The following is a 17,430-nucleotide window of genomic DNA, read 5'->3' on the forward strand; positions in this document are numbered from 1 at the left end:
CCCCCCCCCCCCCCGCCCCCCCCCCCCCCCCCCCCCCCCCCCCCCCCCCCCCCCCCCCCCCCCCCCCCCCCCCCCCCGCGTTGCCGCACAGTGCGGGAAAGGGAGTGGGGGAATGCTCTTGCCCTCTCGTCACGCCTGTGCGTAGTTCGGTGAGTTGTTGTCCGGTGAGACCCGGGAGAGGAGCCGGAGATCTCGTGGCTTTGCCTACGCTTTACTTTTCGCCGGAAGGTGTGACGCCGCCGGGGTCGTGTTTCCCTCGCCGCCGACTGGCCGGTAACTTTGGCCGGGTTGGTTCAGTGGCATCGTGAGAGATACGAGAAATGGGGCCGATCGTGGCGACGTTCGAAGGACTCGGCGAGACCGAGGCTCGTGACTTCACCTCTCGGTGGCTGCCCGCCTGGACGGGGAACGATCCCGAGGGGCTCGCCGCGTACTACGCGGAGGACGCCGTCTACTGCGATCCCGCCGTCCCCGGCGGGGTGCGGGGGCGTGAGGAGATCGTGGCCTACTTCCGGCGCCTGCTGGGCCGCTACCCCGACTGGGTGTGGACGAACACGGACGTCAGGCCCCTGCGGGACGGGTTCCTCAACTACTGGCACGCGGTCGTCCCGACGCGGAACGGTGTCGTCGAGTGCGACGGAGTCTGTACGGTCTCCCTGCGGGACGGGCTGATCACCCGGAACGAGGTCTTCTTCGACCGTTCCCCGCTGCTCGCCGCCCTGACGGCCTGATCGCTCGCGGGGCTCGGGCAACTGCCCCGCGGTGTGCGGAAATTGCCTCGAAATCCGAAGCCGGTTCCTGAGAGGCTCATACGTGACCTGTGCCCGCCGCGAAAGGAACCGCCCGTGCCCCGCGCCATCACGCTGATCCGTTCCGCGTCCCTCTCCGATGTCGCCGAGTACGCCTACGCGGCCACGGCCCCGGCCGACTCGCGACTGATCTTCCTGGCCGGCTCCTGCCCCCTCGACGAGGACGGTTCCACGGCGGCGGTCGGGGACGTGGCGGGACAGGCGGCCAAGGCCGTGGAGAACCTGCGGACGGCCCTGGCCGACGCCGGTGCGTCACTGGAGGACCTCATCAGCACCCGCGTTCTCGTCGCCACCACCCGCCAGGAGGATCTGGTGGCGGCCTGGGAGGTCTACCGGGACGCCCTCGGCGACCACGATGTGCCGAGCACCCTGATGGGCGTCACGGTGCTCGGCTACAGCGACCAGTTGGTGGAGATCGAGGCCGTGGCCGCGGTGATGGATTCCTGAGCCGTGGAGGTGACGTTACGGGCGGAGGCGACGTCGTCGGCCGCGGCGCTCCTGCTGCGCCCCTGGAACGAAGACGATGTGCAACCACTGGTCGAGGCCTATCGGGACCCGGTGTTGCGCCATTGGACGAGACTGCACGTTCTGACCGTCGAGGAGGCCGTCGAGCGTCTGGAGCTCCGGCGGCGTGGCTGGGCGACCGGGGAACTGCTGAGTTTCGCGGTGTACGAGGAGACTTCCGATGTGGGCGAACGGCGGTTCGCCGGTGATGTGGTGGTGAAGCGCGCCGACCCGAGCGGCGAGTCCGCGGAGGTCGGCTACTGGACGGCTGCGCAGGCCCGTGGCCGGGGGGTGGCCCCTCGCGCCGTCGAGGCTGTCACGGGCTGGGCCTTCACCACCTTCGCGTCCGAAGGTCTTGAACGTCTCGAACTGCTCCACCAAGTGGACAACGTGGCCTCCTGCCGGGTCGCGGAGAAGGCGGGCTACCGGTTCCACGGGGTGATTCCCGCCCGGCCGCCCTACCCCCGGGACGGCCATGTGCACATCCGGCGGGCGCCGAAGCCCTCTTTCCGTCCGCGTCCGATCCGGCCGTCTGGCAGTGGATGCCACGGCCGCGCCCGGAAACCGTGGCGCAGACGCGCGCCCTGACCGGCCTCGGCCTTGTCTACGAGGGCACCCTGCGCAGCCATATGCGCCGCCAGGACGGGTCCCGCCGCGACTCGCTGTACTACAGCGTGCTCGCGGACGAATGGCCGGGCGTGCGCGACAGACTGCGCGCCAGGGTCGCGGCCAGGACGACCGCCTGATCCGGGCCGGCGGGCCCACCCGGGCGACCCGGTGCACTCCCATGCGCCCTGCCCGACAGCCTGACCCTCGCGTCACGATGGACGCAATCCATCGCATCAGGGGGAAACATGGGCAAGCATGAAAAGCCACCACCCGACCCGAGCCAGGGAAGGCCTCCGCCGGGCAACAGCGACGGTCAGGTTCCGCCTCCGGAGTCCGGCAGTGGCAAGCACAAGAAGTAGCCGATGACGCTTGCCGATCGCCGCGCCGCCCTGGCGGCCGCAATGGACCGGCGCGGCGCCTGGCCCGATCGGTCTCCCTGGATCCGCCGGGCCGTCACCGCCGTGCCCCGGCACGTGTTCGCGCCCGATCGGCTGTGGAGCTGGGACGGTCACGCGTATATGCCCCTCGACCGCGCCGCCGAACCCGGGCGCTGGGCCGCCGAGGTGTACGCGTCACCGGACGCGGCGGCGGTCACCCAGGTCACCGGCGGGGTGCCGTCGTCCAGCCTGTCGGCGCAGGGCATCGTGGTGGACATGCTGGACTCCCTGCTCCTCGAATCGGGCCACCGGGTGCTGGAGCTGGGTACCGGCACAGGCTGGAACGCCGCGCTGCTGGCCCAACGGGTGGGTCCCGACGGCCGGGTGGTGAGCGTCGAGGTGGACGCGGACCTGGCGGAGCGGGCTGTCGAGCGGCTCAAGGGTGCCGGGGTGGACGCAACGGTCCACGTCGGAGATGGCGCCGGAGGGTGCCCGTCCGGCGGGCCGTACGACCGGCTGATCTCGACGTACGCGGTGGACACGGTGCCGTGGCCCTGGGTGGAGCAGACCCGGCCCGGCGGCCGGATCGTCACCCCCTGGGGCCACTTGGGCCATGTCGCCCTCACGGTCGCCGAGGACGGCGGCTCCGCCAGTGGCTGGGTCCAGGGCCTCGCCACGTTCATGCCCGCCCGGGGCACCGGCCCCGGTCGCGACTTCGCGGCCGTGCGTGGCGAGGGCCTGCCGAGGGACGAACGGCCTGTCACACGGGACATCGGCCCCCTGCGCGACGACTGGCACCTGCTCTTCGCACTCCGGGTGGCCCTCCCCGACGTCCGGATCACCACGGCGGTCGACGAGGACGGCGTCAACGCCTGGCTGCACGACGGAGCCACGTCCTGGGCCACCCTCACCGCCACGGGCGCCGACGGAACCACCGCCTACCAGGGCGGCCCCCGCAGCCTGGCTGACGAACTGGAACACGCATGGACTGCCTGGCTCGCCCTGGGCCGCCCGGAGCTCTACGACTACGGCCTGACCGTCGAGCCCGGGTGCCAGTACGTCTGGTGCGGTGATGAGACCACCGGGCCGAGGTGGCCATGGTGAGGGCAAGCCTCACACCCATGGCACCGTCATGAGGGCCCGTCGCCCGCGGTGAGCCGGGGGACCGGGTGAGCAGCCGGGCCGTCATGGGCGTACTGGAAGGGGGAGCACCCCACGCCACACGTCCCGACCCGGAGGTATCTCACCCGTGGCCATCACCAAGGCAGCCCCGCCGAGGGGAGACCGGAGCGAGCGGGACGGGCCGCGGCAGGAGAAGCCGAAGGGGCAGGGGAGGCAGTCGTCCTCGTCGTTGGTGCTGGTCATGGTGCTGCTCCTGGTGGTCGTGGCGCAGGGGCCGATCCGGCGGGCGCTGGCCGCGCCCGCGATGGAGAGCTGGATGACCGTGTTCGTCGCGGTCGTGGTCCAGGCGCTGCCGTTCCTGGTGCTGGGGGTGTTGCTGTCGGCGGCCATCGCGGTCTTCGTCCCCGCGTCGTTCTTCGCCCGTGCGCTGCCGAAGCGGCCCGTGCTGGCGGTGCCCGCCGCCGGGGTGGCCGGGGCGGTGCTGCCCGGGTGCGAATGCGCCTCGGTGCCGGTGGCGGGGGCGTTGGTGCGGCGCGGTGTCACCCCTGCCGCGGCGCTGGCGTTCCTGCTGTCCGCACCGGCGATCAACCCGATCGTGCTGACCGCCACCGCCGTGGCGTTCCCCCGGGAACCCCGGATGGTGCTCGCCCGGTTCGTGGCGAGCCTGGTGGTGGCGTGTGCGATGGGCTGGTTGTGGCACCGGCTGGGGCGGACCGACTGGCTGCGGCCACCGGCGCGCCCGTCGGCCGAGGGGCTCGGCAAGGGCGCCGCGTTCTGGGCCTCGGTCCGCCATGACGTGATGCACGCCGGGGGATTCCTCGTCGTCGGCGCCATGGTCGCGGCCACGCTCAAGGCCGTGGTCCCGGCCGACTGGCTGCGCGCGGCGGCCGACGACCCCGTGGTGTCGGTACTGGTGCTGGCCGTCCTCGCGGTGCTGTTGTCGATCTGCTCGGAGGCCGACGCGTTCGTGGCCGCGTCCCTGTCGCAGTTCTCGCTCACCGCCCGGCTGGCCTTCCTGGTCGTGGGGCCGATGATCGACCTGAAGCTGTTCGCCATGCAGACCGCCACGTTCGGGCGGGGGTTCGCGCTGCGGTTCGCACCCGCCACCTTCGCGCTGGCCATCGTGGTGGCCGCGCTGACCGGGACGGTGCTGCTGTGAACCGACAGGCACAGACGGCCGTGCTGTTCCTCACCGGTGTGGCGCTGCTGCGCGCCGGTTTCACCGATCTGTATCTGCGCTATGTGAAGGCCGGGCTGCGGCCGTTGCTGCTCGCGGCCGGGGTGGTGCTGATCGCCACCGCCGTCGCCACCGTCTGGTACGAACTGCGGCGGCCACGGGTGTCGGCGGACGTGTCCCCGGAGCCACCACCGGACACCGGGAAGGCCCAGGGGACGGCCGTGGCCCAGGGCACCGAGCGCGGCCGCGACACCGGCACGGCGCGCGACGACGGCGACACCGGCGACGACGGCGCCACCGGCGAGGGCGGGCCACCGCACTCCCACGCCCACCGCGAACCCCGCGTCTCCTGGCTGCTCGTCCTCCCCCTCGCCGCGCTCATCCTCGTCGCCCCGCCCGCCCTCGGCTCGTACACCGCGATGCGCAGCGGCACCGCCCTGCAGCCCTCCTGGGGCTACCCCGACCTGCCCTCCCGCGACCCCGTCCGGCTCGGTGTCGCCGACTACGGCGGGCGCGCCGCCTACGACCACGGGCGTTCCCTCGGCCACCGGCGGATCACCATGACCGGTTTCATCGCCCTCGACCACGGCGGCAGGCCGTACCTCGTCCGTATGGTCCTGAGCTGCTGCGCCGCCGACGCCCAGCCCGTCAAGATCGGGCTCACCGGGCGGATCCCGCCCGTGCTCCAGCCCGACTCCTGGGTCGAGGTCACCGGCGGCTACACCGCGCGGCGGGCCGAGGACCCGGTCAACGGCGGTGTCATCCCGTATCTGGAGGTGGACCGGATGCGTCCGGTCCCGGCCCCGCGCGATCCGTACGAGAGCTGGGGCGGCTGAGCGCGGGGCGCGCGTATCAGTGCCCACCGCGCCGCATCACCGCCTTCCGCGCCGCATCCGCGCCGCCCGCGCGCGATCAGCGCTTCCCGCGCCGTTTTCCGCCCTGTGCGACGCTGGAAGCCGGTCCGCGTGAGCGGTGCGCGGCCGGTAGACGAAGTGAGGCTTTCGGCGTGCACGAGCCCCGATGGAAGACCGCGGGGGGAGCCCTGCTGCGGGTGACGGCGGTGTGGGCGGTGTCCACGCTGACGATGCTCGCGCTGGCCGGGATCCTGCCGGACTTCCGTCTCAAGTCCAGCGACGGCGACAGCGCCACCCGGATCGCCATCACGGCCGCGAGCGGGGCCGGGGCGTTCGGTGTGCTCAGCGCGCTGGTGTGGCCGCTGCTGGTACGGGCGTTGCTGCTGATGCCCGCACTGGTGCTGGGGCTGCTGGTGTTCGTCCTGAACGGCTCCATGCTGCTGCTCGCGCTGAGCCTGCTCCCCGACGGCCGAGGCGCCGTGGAACCGGAGACCGCGGTCATGGTGGCGGCCGTGATGTCGGCCGCGTCCTCGGCCACCAGCACCTTCCTGACGGTGCGGGACGACGGCGCCTACCGGCGGCGGCTGGCGCGGCTCGCGGACCGCAGACGACGGCGGCTCGGCGAGGACGGCGGCCGGGCGGCGCCACCGGGCACGGTCTTCCTCCAGCTCGACGGGGTGGGTCATGCGGTGCTGCGGGAGGCCCTGCGCGAACGGGACGGCAGACCGCCGCTGATGCCCACGCTCGCCCGGTGGACGGGCGCCGGCCACCGGGTGATGCCCTGGCGCACCGACTGGTCCAGCCAGACCGGCGCCAGCCAGCTCGGCATCCTGCACGGGTCCAACGAGGACGTGCCCGCCTTCCGCTGGTACGAGAAGGAGACCCGGGAGGTGATGGTGAGCAACCGGCCGACCAGCGCGGCCGAGTTGCAGCGCAGAGCGGCGGCCAGGGCGGGACACGAGGGACTGCTGACGGTCGACGGCGCCAGCCGGGGGAACCTGTTCACCGGGGGCGCCGACCAGCTCGCGCTGGTGCTGTCGGTGGCGGCCCGGCGCGGTAAGCACAACCGCTCCCGCTCCGGCTACTTCGCGTACTTCTCCGACCCCGCCAACGCGACCCGCACCGCCGTGTCCTTCCTCGCCGAGGTCGTCCGGGAGCTCTGCCAGTCCACCCGGGCCAAGGTGCGCCGTGAGCGGCCCCGGGTGAAGCGCGGCGGCACCTACCCCTTCATCCGGGCGTTCGCCACGGTCGTGGAGCGGGATGTGGTGGTGGCCGCAGTGATCGGGGACATCCTCTCCGGGCGCACCGCCGTCTACGCCGATCTGGTGGCGTACGACGAGGTGGCGCACCACTCCGGGCCGCGCAGCCGGGACGCCCGGCAGGTGCTGGCCCGGCTCGACCGGTCCATTGCGCTGATCGCCAAGGTCGCCGAACGCGCGCCGCGCGCCTACCGGATCGTGCTGCTGTCGGACCACGGGCAGAGCCCCGGCGCCACCTTCGCGGGGGCGTACGGGCTCACCCTGGAGGACCTGGTACGGGCCGGATGCGGGTTGCCGGTGTCCCGGCGGGCCGGGCGTACGGAGAGCGGTGCGGAGGCGCGCGGCGCCGAGGCACGCGAGGCGGCGCGGGCGGCGCTGCGGCGGCCGGAGCGGGACGGGGACGGGCGGGGGACGTCCGGCGACAGGGCGTCCGATCCGGTCGTGCTCGCCTCCGGCAATCTGGGGCTGGTGTCCTTCCCCGACGAGCCCGGCCGGATGACCCGTGAGCGGATCGACGCCCGTCACCCGGCGCTGCTGCGGACCCTCGCCGATCACCCTGGGGTGGGATTCGTGCTGGTGACGTCCGGGGAGCACGGTGCGGTGGTGCTGGGGCGCGGCGGCGCGGAACACCACCTGGACACCGGGCGGACCGTCGGGACCAGCCCGCTCACGGCGTTCGGACCGGGTGCGGTGGCGGCCGTACGGCGCACCGCGCACTTCTCCAACACCCCCGACATCATGGTCAACTCCGCCTACGACCCGGAGACCGGCGCGGTGCACGCCTTCGAGGGTCAGATCGGTTCGCACGGCGGACTCGGCGGGGAACAGGGCCACCCCTTTCTGCTGTGGCCCGCGGAGCTGAGTCCTCCGGTGGAGGAGGGGGAGGAGCTGGTGGGGGCCGGGCAGGTGCATACGGTGCTGCGGCGCTGGCTGGCGGAGGCGCACGGTCCGCAGGTCCCGGAGCCCGCGCGGATCTCCAAGGCGCCGGCCGCGGTGTCGGATGGCGCGCGGGATGCGGTGCGGGATGAGGTGCCGGACGCGGCATCGGAGAAATCGCGGTTGAACGGAGCAACCGCCGCACCATTTCCCGTGGTCAGCCGGGTCGTACCGAATAAAGCCCGGTGATTTGGGCGCGCCGCAGGTCGTCCGTGACGATGTGCGCATGCCCGACCAGCACCACCCGCGCGGCTTCGGCCTGCCCACGGCGACCGCTCTCGTCATGGGGAACATCATCGGCGGCGGCATCTTCCTGCTGCCCGCCTCCGTCGCCCCGTTCGGCACCCTCAGCCTGCTCGCCTTCGTCGTCCTGACGGTCGGCGCCATCGCGCTCGCGCTGGTCTTCGGACGGCTGACCGAACGCGATCCGCGCACCGGCGGCCCCTATGTGCACGCCCGCGCGGCCTTCGGCGACTTCGCGGGGTTCCTGTCCGCCTGGTCGTACTGGACGATGACCTGGGTCAGCAACGCCGCGCTCGCGGTGGCGGCGGTCGGCTATGTGCACGTCCTGATGCCGGGCCACGACAGCGAGGGCGTCAACCTCACGGTGGCGCTGCTGGCGCTGTGGCTCCCGGCGCTGGCCAACCTGGCGGGGACCCGCTGGGTGGGTGCGGTGCAGATCGTCTCCACGGTGCTCAAGTTCATCCCGCTGTTCTTCGTCGCCGTCGTCGGGCTCTTCTTCTTCGACCCGGGCAACCTCGGCGCGTTCAACGAGACCGGCAGCGGCGCGCTCGGCGGGCTGTCCGCGGCCGCCGCGATCCTGCTCTACAGCTATGTGGGCGTGGAGTCGGCGTCGATGAGTGCGGGCGAGGTTCGCGACCCGGAGCGCAACGTCGGCCGGGCGAGTGTGCTGGGCACGATCGGTGCGGCCGTGGTCTATCTGCTCGGCACGGTGTCGGTGTTCGGCACCGTCGCCCACGACGATCTGGTGAACTCCACCGCCCCGTTCTCCGACGCGGTGAACGCCATGTTCGGCGGTGCGTGGGGCGGCACGCTGATCGCGGTGGCCGCGGTCGTCTCGATCGTCGGTGCGCTCAACGGCTGGATCCTGATGAGCGCGCAGGCCCCCTACGCGGCGGCCCGGGACGGGCTGTTCCCGGCGGCGTTCGGCGTCAGGCGGCGCGGGGTGCCGACCTTCGGTGTGTTCGTGGGTGTGGTGCTGGCGTCGCTGCTGATCGTGGTCAACTACACCTCCGGCTCCGGCGGGCTCTTCGAGATCCTCGTCCTGATCACCACCTTCTCGGCCACCGTGCCGTATCTGCTGGCGGCCGGTGCCCAGCTGTACTTCCTGCTGTCGGGACGGCGCGACCAGGTGCGGAAGGGGCGCTTCGGCTGGGATGTGACCCTGGCGCTGACGGGCTTCGGCTTCTCCTTCTGGCTGGTCGCGGGCGCCGGGTACGCGGCGGTGTACCAGGGGGTGCTGTTCCTGTTCGCGGGTGTGCTGGTCTACGTGTGGATGGCGGCGCGCCGCCGGCGCGAGGCGGACACGGCGCCGGAGCCGCACCCCGAGCCCACCCCGGCCCCGGCCGACTCCCTCATCTGACCCGCCGCCCCGGAGCCGCGCCGGTCACATCCACCGTGGCGGTGTCGCGACCGGTCCGGTCCGGGGACGGTCGGCCCTGGGCGGACGCCCGCGCGCCTCGCCCCCGGCGGATGCCGGCGCATCGGCTCCCGGGCCGCCGGTGTACTGCGGCACCCGGCCCGCCGGCCCGAGGCCGGGCACGGCGGCGGGAACGGGTGTAAGCAGGATGTATGCGCGTTCGGCTCGACTACACCCACCCTGACGGGGCACGACGCCGTACGCCGCCCGTGCTCTACGCGATTCCGCTGGGCATCCTGCTCACGATCACCCTGATCCATATCGACGCCCCGGCCAATGTCCACCTGGGCCCCTTTCTGATCGCCGCACCGGCGATCACCGCGTCTTTCGCGAGCGCGCGTGGGACCGCCGTGATCGGGGTGCTCTCGGTGATCTCGCTGATCGTCATCGGGATCCTGCACGGCGGGCTGACCACTGCCAACCACCAGGCGCAGCTCGCCGCGCTCATCATCATCTCGGCGCTGGTGACCAGCTTCCGGTATGCCACCGACCGCCACCGGCGGCGTCTGCGGCAGGTGAGATCGGTGGCCGTGGCGGCCCAGGAGGTGTTGTTGCGGCCGATTCCTGACCGGGTCGGACCGTTGCGGATCGCTTCCGTCTATATCTCGGCCGAGGAGGAGGCCCAGATCGGGGGCGATCTGTATGCCGCGGTACGGGTCGAGGACGCGACCCGGCTGATCATCGGGGATGTGCGCGGCAAGGGGCTGCCCGCCGTGGGGGACGCCGCCGTGCTGATCGGGGCGTTCCAGGGGTCCGCGTACCGCAAGCTGCCGCTGCCCGCCCTGGGCACCCACCTCGGCCGTGCCATGCGCTGGAACTGGCAGCACGCGCCGGGGCGCGGTGAGGACGCCCTGGAGTCGTTCGTGACCGCCGTGGTGCTGGACGTCTACGACGACCGGCACATCATCGACATGATCAACTGTGGCCATCCGCCACCCCTGCTGCTGCACCGCGGCGAGCTGTGGCCGGTGGGCGGTGCCGATCCGGCGCCGCCGCTGGGGGTGGGCGAACCGTCGGACGGCGATTTCAAGGTCGAGACGCTCTCCTTTGAAGACAACGACTTCCTGGTGCTGTACACCGACGGTGTCATCGAGGCCCGGAACGCCGAGGGCACGTTCTACCCGCTGGCCGAGCGGCTGGCGTCCCGGGACTGGGGGAGTCCGGAGGAGCTGGTGCACGCCCTCCACGACGATCTGCTGCGGTACGCCGGGGGCAAGGTGAACGACGACGCGGCCGTGGTCGCCATCGCCCGCTGTCCCGCGGCCTCCGCCTGAGAGCGGCACCCGCCCGCAGTCAATCCCGTCCCGTCCCGCCGGGGGCGCGGCGGGACCAGCGGCCCGCGATCACGGCGCACACCATGAGCTGGAGCTGGTGGAAGAGCATCAGCGGCAGGATCACCGGCCCCGCCGCCTCCCCGAAGAGCACCGCGGCCATCGGCAGCCCGGTGGCCAGGCTCTTGTTGGAGCCGCAGAACACGATGGCCACGCGGTCCTCCCGGCCGAAGCCCAGCCGCCGGGCGGTGAACGACGTCAGGGTGAGAGCGACGCCCAGCACCAGCGCGGCCAGCCCCAGCAGGGACAGCAGCCGCACCGGGGTGATCTGGTGCCAGACGCCCTCGGCCATGCTCCGGCTGAACGCCGTGTAGACGACCAGCAGGATGGAGCCCCGGTCCAGCAGCGCCAGCGCCTTCGTATGGCGGATGACGAAGGGGGCGGTCCAGCGGCGCAGTGCCTGCCCGGCGAGGAACGGCAGCAGTAGCTGGGTGCCGATGGCCAGCAGTCCGTCGGCGGAGAAGCGGACCTCCGAACCGATCAGCCAGGCCGCCAGCAGCGGGGTGAGCACCATGCCGGCCAGGCTGGAGTACGTTCCGGCGCAGATGGCCGCCGGGACGTTGCCACGTGCGGTGGCGGTGAGCGCCACCGAGGACTGCACCGTCGAGGGGACCACACAGAGGAAGAGCAGCCCGGTGTGGAGCGGATCGCTGAGCAGGAACGGGGCGAGACCGCCCAGGGCCAGCCCCAGCAGCGGGAAGAGCGCGAACGTGCTCGCGCCCACCACCAGATGGAGCCGCCACTGCCGCAGTCCGGTCCAGGCCGCGCGGGTGGACAGCCGGGTGCCGTAGAGGAAGAACAGCAGTCCGATGGCGAGGTCCGCGCCGTGGCCGACGGCGGCGGCCGCACCGCCGGTCGCGGGCAGCAGCGCCGCCAGCGCGACCGTCGCCAGCAGGGCGGCGACATAGGGGTCGACCGCCCTTCCGGCGCGGCGCGGCCAGGACACCGCCCGGTGTCCCGTCCGGGACATCGGCCAGTACCTGGCCGCCACTTCACTCGCCTCCCTCGTGGTCGCTGCCCGCCGTACCCAGACTGGCGAGCAGGGTGTCGAGGGTGCGGTCGACCTCCAGCCAGGAGTCCGCACCACAGTTGTCGATCACGATGAGACCGGTGTGCGGGCCGTTGCACCGCGACTCGTCATCGGCCTGTGCGGCGGTGGCGCCGCCGCCCAGTACGGCTGAGGCGGCCGTGACCACGGCGGAGACCAACGGAGCGGCCCGCCTCATACCGACGCCGGACGCCGGTCGTGGCCGTGGTGGCGGCTGAGGTTGCGCTCCAGCAGCTCGGTGGCGCCCCTGACCCCGACCGCCCCGGTCTCCTGGGTGTCCGGCAACCGCCCGTCGGCCATCTTCAGATCGATCAGCGCGCCGTCGATCGCGCCATGGGCGGCGAACAGACACGGGGTGCTGTAGATGGCCACATCGACGTCCAGGTCGGTGAGTTCGGAGAGCGACAGCCGCGGTGACTTGCCCCCCGCGATCTGGTTGAACAGCAGCGGCTTGTCCCCGACGACCTTGCGGATCCGCCGGATCCACTCCACGCTGCGCACCCCGTCCACCAGGATCACGTCCGCGCCGGTCTCCGCGAGGGCGGCGGCCCGCCGCAGGATCTCCGGCTCCTCGGTGGCATCGGTCCGCGCCACCACGACCAGATCCCGTCTGCTGCTCAGCACCAGGTCCAGTTTGGCGAGGTATTCCTCGAGCGGCAGGATCAGCTTGCCGTCCGCGTGACCGCACCGGCGCGGACGCTGCTGGTCCTCCAGAATGACACCGGAGGCCCCGGTCCGCTCCAGCCGCTGCACCACATGACAGGCGACTTCGGGGTCCACATAGCCGTCGTCGATGTCGACCAGCAGATGGTGCGCGGGGAAGGCCAGCCGCAGCCGTTCCACAAAAGCCAGCATGTCCGGCCAGGCGATGAAACCGATGTCCGGCAGCCCGTAATGGGACGCGGCGAACCCGAATCCCGACACGAAGAATCCGTTGTAGTGCCGGGCCGCGATGGAGGCCGAGTACATGTCGTAGATACCGATGAGGGGCGTGGTGCGAGGCGATCCGATCGCTTCTCGCAGCTCTTTGCCGTAGCACATGGCCCAGAAGATGCCGGGGGTCCCTTGCAGGGCGGTCGAACGTCCCTTGAAGAGGTGGTCCGGCCGCTCTGGACAGCCGGGCGGCGGCCCCGGAAACCGTCCCCGCATGCCGGGTCCGAGGTGGGGTAAGCGCAACAGGTCTGTCCAGTGGAAAGAGTTGCCTGTGCCGGTCCCGACCGATTCCGAAGCGCCCGCCCCGGCGGCCGCCGCCCCCGTCCGTCACCCCCGGTTGCTGCGGGCCGTCGAGCGCCGCAAGAACCCGCCGCTGCGCCGCAGCGATATCACGGTCACGGAGGAGAGAGCGGTCCGGAAAGCCGTGAAGGCGGCGGCTCTGGGAAATGCCATGGAATGGTTCGACTTCGGGATCTACAGTTATCTCGCGGTCACCATCGGCAAGGTTTTCTTTCCGTCCGGAAATGACACGGCCCAAGTCCTCTCCTCGCTTGCCACGTTTGCCGTAGCGTTTCTCGTACGGCCCCTCGGCGGGCTGTACTTCGGACCGCTCGGTGACCGTATCGGGCGTAAGAAGGTCCTGTCCCTCACCATGATCATGATGGCGTCCAGCACCCTCGCCATCGGACTGATCCCCGGATATGCCACCATCGGCTTCTGGGCCCCCGCGCTGCTCATCCTCTTCCGGATGCTCCAGGGGTTCTCCACGGGCGGTGAATACGGCGGGGCCTCCACCTTCATCGCCGAGTACTCGCCCGACAAACGCCGTGGATTCTTCGGGAGTTTCCTGGAATTCGGCACCCTCATCGGCTACACCGCCGCCGCCGGGATGGTCACCATCCTCACCGTGGCGCTCTCCGACGCCTCCATGGAGTCCTGGGGCTGGCGTATTCCGTTCCTGGCCGCCGCGCCGGTCGGACTGATCGGCCTGTATCTGCGGCTGAAGCTGGACGAGACGCCCGCCTTCCGGAAGCTGGAGGAGGAGGGCGCCACCACGGCCGAGGAGCGGCAGACCCCGCCGTTCTGGCAGGTGTTCCGCAGCCAGTGGCCGGTGATGATGCTGTGCATCGCGCTGGTGGCCGCGTACAACATCACCGACTACATGCTGCTGTCCTACATGCCGACCTATCTCTCCGACACCCTCGGCTACAGCGCCACCAGCGCCCTGGTGTCCATCATCGTGGTGATGCTGGTGCTGATGGCGGCCATCACCTTCGTCGGCCGCCTCTCGGACCGCATCGGCCGCAAACCGCTGCTGATGGCCGGTTCGGTCGGCTTCTTCGTCCTGGCCGTGCCCAGCTTCCTGCTCATCAAGCAGGGCAGCCCCGCCGCGGTGTTCACCGGGCTGCTCCTGCTGGGGCTGTGTCTGCTGCCGTACGTCAGCGTGATGTCGGCGTCGCTGCCCGCGCTGTTCCCCACCGATGTGCGCTACGGCTCGCTGTCCATCGCGTTCAACATCTCCGTCTCGCTGTTCGGCGGCACCACCCCGCTGGTGATCGAGGGTCTGGTCAGCGGTACCGGCGACGATCTGATGCCCGCCTACTACACGATGGCCGCGGCCGTGGTCGGCATCATCGCCACCGCCGCGATGAAGGAGACCGCGCGCCTGCCGCTGGAGGGGTCCCCGCCCGCGGTGGCCACCAAGGAGGAGGCCATCGAGCTGGTGGCGGCACAGCGCTCCTGACCCGGGCCATGACCTCGGAGGTCATCGACCCGCCCGGCGAAGCTGCCGCAGAGTGGGGGCAACGGATCCCGGGCCGGCGCACTCCGGCCCGGTATCCGCCCTTCACCCGCCGTACTTCCGCCGAGGAGTGTGTTCTGCCATGACCTTCGACTACGACGCCACCGTCGCCCGCTACTTCGAGGCGTGGAACGCCACCGACGCCGGCACCCTCGCCAAGGCCGTGGCCGCCGCCCTGACCGAGGACGGCACCTACACCGACCCGCTGACCGACGTCCGCGGCCATCAAGAGCTCGCCGCCGTCATCGCCGGGGTCCATGAGCAGTTCCCCGGCTTCGAGTTCCGCCACACCGGCACCGTCGACGGCCACCACGACACGGCCCGGTTCACCTGGGAGCTGGTCTCCACCGCCGACGGCTCCGCGCCGGTCGCCGGGTTCGATGTGATCACCCTGGCCGAGGACGGCCGGATCCGCTCCGTCCTCGGCTTCCTGGACCGCGTCCCTACCGCGTGACGAGTTCGCCCAGGGCGGCGGCGGTCTCCCGGTCGGCCGGCAGGAACGTCTCGATGGCCAGCTCGGAGACGGTCACGTCCATGGGCGTGTTGAAGGTGGCGATGGTGGAGATGAAGGAGAGCACCCGGCCACCGTGCTCGATCATCATCGGGAGGGCGAACGGCGCGTGGCCACGCGCCGCGGCGCTCTCCCGGCCACCGCTCTCCGGCACCGGATAGGCCGCCACCTCCTCGTAGACCGCCCGCAGCGCGGGGGAGTGCACCATCCAGAGCTGGCGGTCCATCTGGTCCAGCAGATGACCGCGCCACTCGCGGAAGTTGCGGATGCGGGGGGCCAGACCCTCCGGGTGGAGGGTGATGCGCATCGCGTTGAGCGGGGGCGTCAGCAGATGTTCCGCGACGCCGTCCAGCAGCATGGCGATCCCGCGGTTGGCCGCCTGCACCTCGTAGACGCCGTTCACCACCAGCGCGGGATAGGGCTCATAGCCCGTCAGCAGCCGCTTCATCCCCTCGCGCAGGGTCTCCATCGACGGGTCGTCGACCGCGCGCTCGGGAAACTGCGGGGCGTACCCCGCGGCCAGCAGCAGCGCGTTGCGCTCGCGCACCGGCACCTCGAGGTGGTCGGCGAGCCGCAGCACCATCTCCTGGCTCGGCCGTGACCGGCCGGTCTCGATGAAGCTGATGTGGCGCGAGGAGGAATCGGCGCGCAGTGCGAGCTCGAGCTGGCTGATCCGCCTACGGTTCCGCCACCCGCGCAGCAGCTCGCCCACCCCGGCCGACGTCGCAGTTGTCATGGGAGGAAGGTAACCGAACCCGGCGGGCGGACGTGGCAGGGTGGGGAGCGCTGATCCGCCGCCCAGGACGAAGGGATGTGCCATGGCAGTCGAACCGCTCGGCCGGCAGGAGGTCCAGGACCGCCTCGAACGCCTCCCCGGCTGGTCCTGGGCGGAGGACCGGCTCATCCGCCACTACGCCTTCGGCGGCCATCCGCAGGCCGCCGCGCTGGTCGCGGAGATCGCCCGGATCCAGGACGAGCTGAACCACCACTCCGAGCTGACGCTCGGTTACAACACGGTCGGCGTCACGGTGAACACCCACAGCGTGGGCGGCAAGGTGACCGAGCTGGACTTCGGCCTCGCCCGGCGGATCGAGGACGCGGCGGCCGCACACGGGGCGCGCACCGCGTGAGCTGACCAATCCGCCGCCCGGCCGGCCCCGAATACCTCCTGGAAGGTACACCGGTGGCCGGCCCGGCGGACGTGAGCCGCCCGGCGGCCCTGCTTGCAGGAGGCAGACCCATGAGCGACGTGGCCGCCGCCCTCGCCCCCCGCGCCGAACGGCTGCTCGGCGCCCCGCTCCCGGTGCGGCTGTGTGCCTGGGACGGCAGCGAGGCGGGACCGCCCGGTGCGCCGCGGGTACGGCTGCGCTCCCGGCGGGCGGTGCGCCGGCTGATGTGGCGGCCCACCGGACCGGATCTGGCCGAGGCGTACATCAGCGGTGACCTCGACGTCGAAGGCGACCTCACCGAGGGGCTGCGCGCCCTGTGGCACGCGGTGCACGGACGCGCCGCGTCCCCGTCCGGCGGACCGGTCCTGGCCACCCGGGCCAGAGCCGCTGCCACCGCCGTACGGTTCGGCGCCCTCGTCGGCCGGCCACCTGCCCGTGACGACACCACGCGCCCGGAGGTCACCGCCGAGTTCCACAGGCGGCTGCTGGACCCGTCCATGGCGCTGTCCTGCGCCTACTGGACCCGTCAGGACCCCGCGTACCGGCTCGCCGACGCCCAGCGCGACAAGCTGGACGTCATCTGCCGCAAGCTGAACCTGGTGCCCGGCGCCCGGCTGCTGGACATCGGCTGCGGCTGGGGAGCGCTCGCCCTGCACGCGGCCGACCGCTACGGCGCGCAGGTCACCGCCGTCACCACGGTCCCGGAGGAACGTGACCTGCTGGCCGGGCGGGTGCGCGAACGCGGTCTGCGCCACCGGGTCGATGTCGAACTGGGCGACCACCACGCGCTGCGGGGCGGCCAGTACGAGGCCGTCGCATGTGTGGAGGCGGGCGAGTACCTGGGCGACGAGCAGTATCCGGAGCTCTTCCGCACCCTGCACCGGATGCTCCGCCCCGGCGGCCGGGCCCTGGTCCAGCAGCTCTCCCGGCCGTCCCCGGCGGCCGACCCCGGACCACCGCTGACCGGGCATCTCGCCCTCCGGCCGCGGGCGCGCCCGCTCGGCGAGACCATCGGTCTGCTGGAGGCGTCCGGACTGGAGGTGCGCGCCTCGGAGTCGCTGCGCGAACACTACGTCCGTACGGTCACCGCCTGGCGCGCCACGCTGGAGGCGGACTGGGCGGGCTTCCGCCGTCTGGCGGGCGAACCCGCCGCCCGCGCCTGGCGGTTGCGGCTCGCCGGTGCGGCCCTCGCCCTGGAGGAGGGACGGATGGGCGTCGACCAGATCCTCGCGGTCCGCCCCACCGACCGGGGCGCCAGTTGTATGCCGGTCACCCCGGAGACGTGGTACCCGGCGGGCGCGGCCGCCTGACCGCCGCCGGACCCCGCCGG

18 protein-coding genes are annotated in these 17,430 nt (G+C 72.1%); 14 read left to right on the forward strand and 4 right to left on the reverse strand.

Annotation, left to right across the window (positions count from 1 at the left end; all coding sequences use genetic code 11):
- The first annotated feature begins 332 nt into the window (after positions 1-332).
- From NMK44_RS02630 to NMK44_RS02675, 10 genes are all read left to right on the forward strand, one after another.
- On the forward strand, positions 333-731 hold the full coding sequence (locus NMK44_RS02630; protein WP_254737683.1) for a nuclear transport factor 2 family protein: 399 nt from the start codon (positions 333-335) through the stop codon (positions 729-731).
- A gap of 114 nt (positions 732-845) precedes the next feature.
- Positions 846-1,256, forward strand: a complete 411-nt coding sequence (locus tag NMK44_RS02635; RefSeq protein ID WP_254737685.1) for a RidA family protein — start codon at positions 846-848, stop codon at positions 1,254-1,256.
- A 3-nt stretch (positions 1,257-1,259) separates the two neighbouring features.
- Positions 1,260-1,901, forward strand: a complete 642-nt coding sequence (locus NMK44_RS02640; RefSeq protein ID WP_254737687.1) for a GNAT family N-acetyltransferase — start codon at positions 1,260-1,262, stop codon at positions 1,899-1,901.
- A complete protein-coding gene (locus NMK44_RS02645; protein ID WP_254737689.1) occupies positions 1,880-2,059 on the forward strand; it encodes a hypothetical protein in 180 nt (59 codons plus the stop codon). Before NMK44_RS02640 ends, NMK44_RS02645 begins: the two co-directional genes overlap by 22 nt.
- A 225-nt stretch (positions 2,060-2,284) precedes the next feature.
- Positions 2,285-3,403, forward strand: coding sequence for a methyltransferase domain-containing protein (locus NMK44_RS02650; RefSeq protein WP_254737691.1), 1,119 nt, complete (start codon positions 2,285-2,287; stop codon positions 3,401-3,403).
- A gap of 145 nt (positions 3,404-3,548) precedes the next feature.
- Positions 3,549-4,580, forward strand: coding sequence for a permease (locus NMK44_RS02655; RefSeq protein ID WP_254737693.1), 1,032 nt, complete (start codon positions 3,549-3,551; stop codon positions 4,578-4,580).
- Positions 4,577-5,434 (forward strand): TIGR03943 family putative permease subunit, encoded by an 858-nt coding sequence (locus NMK44_RS02660; RefSeq protein WP_254737695.1) that lies wholly within the window; start codon positions 4,577-4,579, stop codon positions 5,432-5,434. The genes NMK44_RS02655 and NMK44_RS02660 overlap by 4 nt, the downstream gene beginning before the upstream one ends.
- Positions 5,435-5,604: 170 nt before the next feature.
- Complete coding sequence (locus NMK44_RS02665; RefSeq protein ID WP_254737697.1) at positions 5,605-7,836, forward strand: phage holin family protein; 2,232 nt, start codon at positions 5,605-5,607, stop codon at positions 7,834-7,836.
- Between the two features lie 37 nt (positions 7,837-7,873).
- Positions 7,874-9,250, forward strand: coding sequence for an amino acid permease (locus NMK44_RS02670; RefSeq protein WP_254737699.1), 1,377 nt, complete (start codon positions 7,874-7,876; stop codon positions 9,248-9,250).
- Positions 9,251-9,459: 209 nt separating this feature from the next.
- On the forward strand, positions 9,460-10,581 hold the full coding sequence (locus NMK44_RS02675) for a PP2C family protein-serine/threonine phosphatase (RefSeq protein WP_254737701.1): 1,122 nt from the start codon (positions 9,460-9,462) through the stop codon (positions 10,579-10,581).
- A 19-nt stretch (positions 10,582-10,600) separates the two neighbouring features.
- Here NMK44_RS02675 and NMK44_RS02680 read toward each other — a convergent pair whose 3' ends face one another.
- From NMK44_RS02680 to NMK44_RS02690, 3 genes are read right to left on the reverse strand one after another with little or no spacing between them, the layout of a single operon-like run.
- Positions 10,601-11,608 carry a bile acid:sodium symporter family protein gene (locus tag NMK44_RS02680; RefSeq protein ID WP_254737703.1) on the reverse strand — a complete coding sequence of 336 codons (1,008 nt, stop codon included), beginning with the start codon at positions 11,606-11,608 and terminating at the stop codon, positions 10,601-10,603.
- Positions 11,609-11,630: 22 nt separating this feature from the next.
- Positions 11,631-11,864, reverse strand: coding sequence for a hypothetical protein (locus tag NMK44_RS02685; protein ID WP_254737705.1), 234 nt, complete (start codon positions 11,862-11,864; stop codon positions 11,631-11,633).
- Positions 11,861-12,727, reverse strand: a complete 867-nt coding sequence (locus NMK44_RS02690; RefSeq protein WP_254737707.1) for an isocitrate lyase/PEP mutase family protein — start codon at positions 12,725-12,727, stop codon at positions 11,861-11,863. The genes NMK44_RS02685 and NMK44_RS02690 overlap by 4 nt, the downstream gene beginning before the upstream one ends.
- Before the next feature lie 163 nt (positions 12,728-12,890).
- On the opposite strand from NMK44_RS02690, the gene proP reads away from it, so the two are divergent.
- Positions 12,891-14,363 (forward strand): glycine betaine/L-proline transporter ProP, encoded by a 1,473-nt coding sequence (gene proP, locus NMK44_RS02695; protein WP_254737709.1) that lies wholly within the window; start codon positions 12,891-12,893, stop codon positions 14,361-14,363.
- A gap of 139 nt (positions 14,364-14,502) precedes the next feature.
- Entirely contained in the window at positions 14,503-14,874 is a 372-nt protein-coding gene (locus tag NMK44_RS02700; protein ID WP_254737711.1) for a nuclear transport factor 2 family protein, read from the forward strand.
- Here the strand turns inward: NMK44_RS02700 and NMK44_RS02705 are convergent.
- Positions 14,864-15,667, reverse strand: a complete 804-nt coding sequence (locus tag NMK44_RS02705; RefSeq protein WP_254737713.1) for a helix-turn-helix domain-containing protein — start codon at positions 15,665-15,667, stop codon at positions 14,864-14,866. The two genes, NMK44_RS02700 and NMK44_RS02705, sit on opposite strands and share 11 nt — an antisense overlap.
- A gap of 82 nt (positions 15,668-15,749) precedes the next feature.
- On the opposite strand from NMK44_RS02705, the gene NMK44_RS02710 reads away from it, so the two are divergent.
- Both NMK44_RS02710 and NMK44_RS02715 read left to right on the forward strand, forming a co-directional pair.
- On the forward strand, positions 15,750-16,061 hold the full coding sequence (locus NMK44_RS02710) for a 4a-hydroxytetrahydrobiopterin dehydratase (RefSeq protein WP_254737715.1): 312 nt from the start codon (positions 15,750-15,752) through the stop codon (positions 16,059-16,061).
- Positions 16,062-16,171: 110 nt separating this feature from the next.
- A complete protein-coding gene (locus tag NMK44_RS02715; RefSeq protein ID WP_254737716.1) occupies positions 16,172-17,410 on the forward strand; it encodes an SAM-dependent methyltransferase in 1,239 nt (412 codons plus the stop codon).
- Positions 17,411-17,430 lie beyond the last annotated feature (20 nt).

This window comes from Streptomyces cucumeris (assembly GCF_024295805.1).
Taxonomy (GTDB): domain Bacteria; phylum Actinomycetota; class Actinomycetes; order Streptomycetales; family Streptomycetaceae; genus Streptomyces; species Streptomyces cucumeris.

What these genes read in the sequence shown, in the direction of transcription:
- NMK44_RS02650 (WP_254737691.1), top strand. Translation starts at nt 2,285, where the DNA reads ATGACGCTTGCCGATCGCCGCGCCGCCCTGGCGGCCGCAATGGACCGG.
- NMK44_RS02700 (WP_254737711.1), top strand. Translation starts at nt 14,503, where the DNA reads ATGACCTTCGACTACGACGCCACCGTCGCCCGCTACTTCGAGGCGTGG.
- NMK44_RS02680 (WP_254737703.1), bottom strand. Translation starts at nt 11,608, where the DNA reads ATGTCCCGGACGGGACACCGGGCGGTGTCCTGGCCGCGCCGCGCCGGA.
- NMK44_RS02685 (WP_254737705.1), bottom strand. Translation starts at nt 11,864, where the DNA reads ATGAGGCGGGCCGCTCCGTTGGTCTCCGCCGTGGTCACGGCCGCCTCA.
- NMK44_RS02715 (WP_254737716.1), top strand. Translation starts at nt 16,172, where the DNA reads ATGAGCGACGTGGCCGCCGCCCTCGCCCCCCGCGCCGAACGGCTGCTC.
- NMK44_RS02675 (WP_254737701.1), top strand. Translation starts at nt 9,460, where the DNA reads ATGCGCGTTCGGCTCGACTACACCCACCCTGACGGGGCACGACGCCGT.
- NMK44_RS02710 (WP_254737715.1), top strand. Translation starts at nt 15,750, where the DNA reads ATGGCAGTCGAACCGCTCGGCCGGCAGGAGGTCCAGGACCGCCTCGAA.
- NMK44_RS02670 (WP_254737699.1), top strand. Translation starts at nt 7,874, where the DNA reads ATGCCCGACCAGCACCACCCGCGCGGCTTCGGCCTGCCCACGGCGACC.
- NMK44_RS02705 (WP_254737713.1), bottom strand. Translation starts at nt 15,667, where the DNA reads ATGACAACTGCGACGTCGGCCGGGGTGGGCGAGCTGCTGCGCGGGTGG.
- NMK44_RS02690 (WP_254737707.1), bottom strand. Translation starts at nt 12,727, where the DNA reads ATGTGCTACGGCAAAGAGCTGCGAGAAGCGATCGGATCGCCTCGCACC.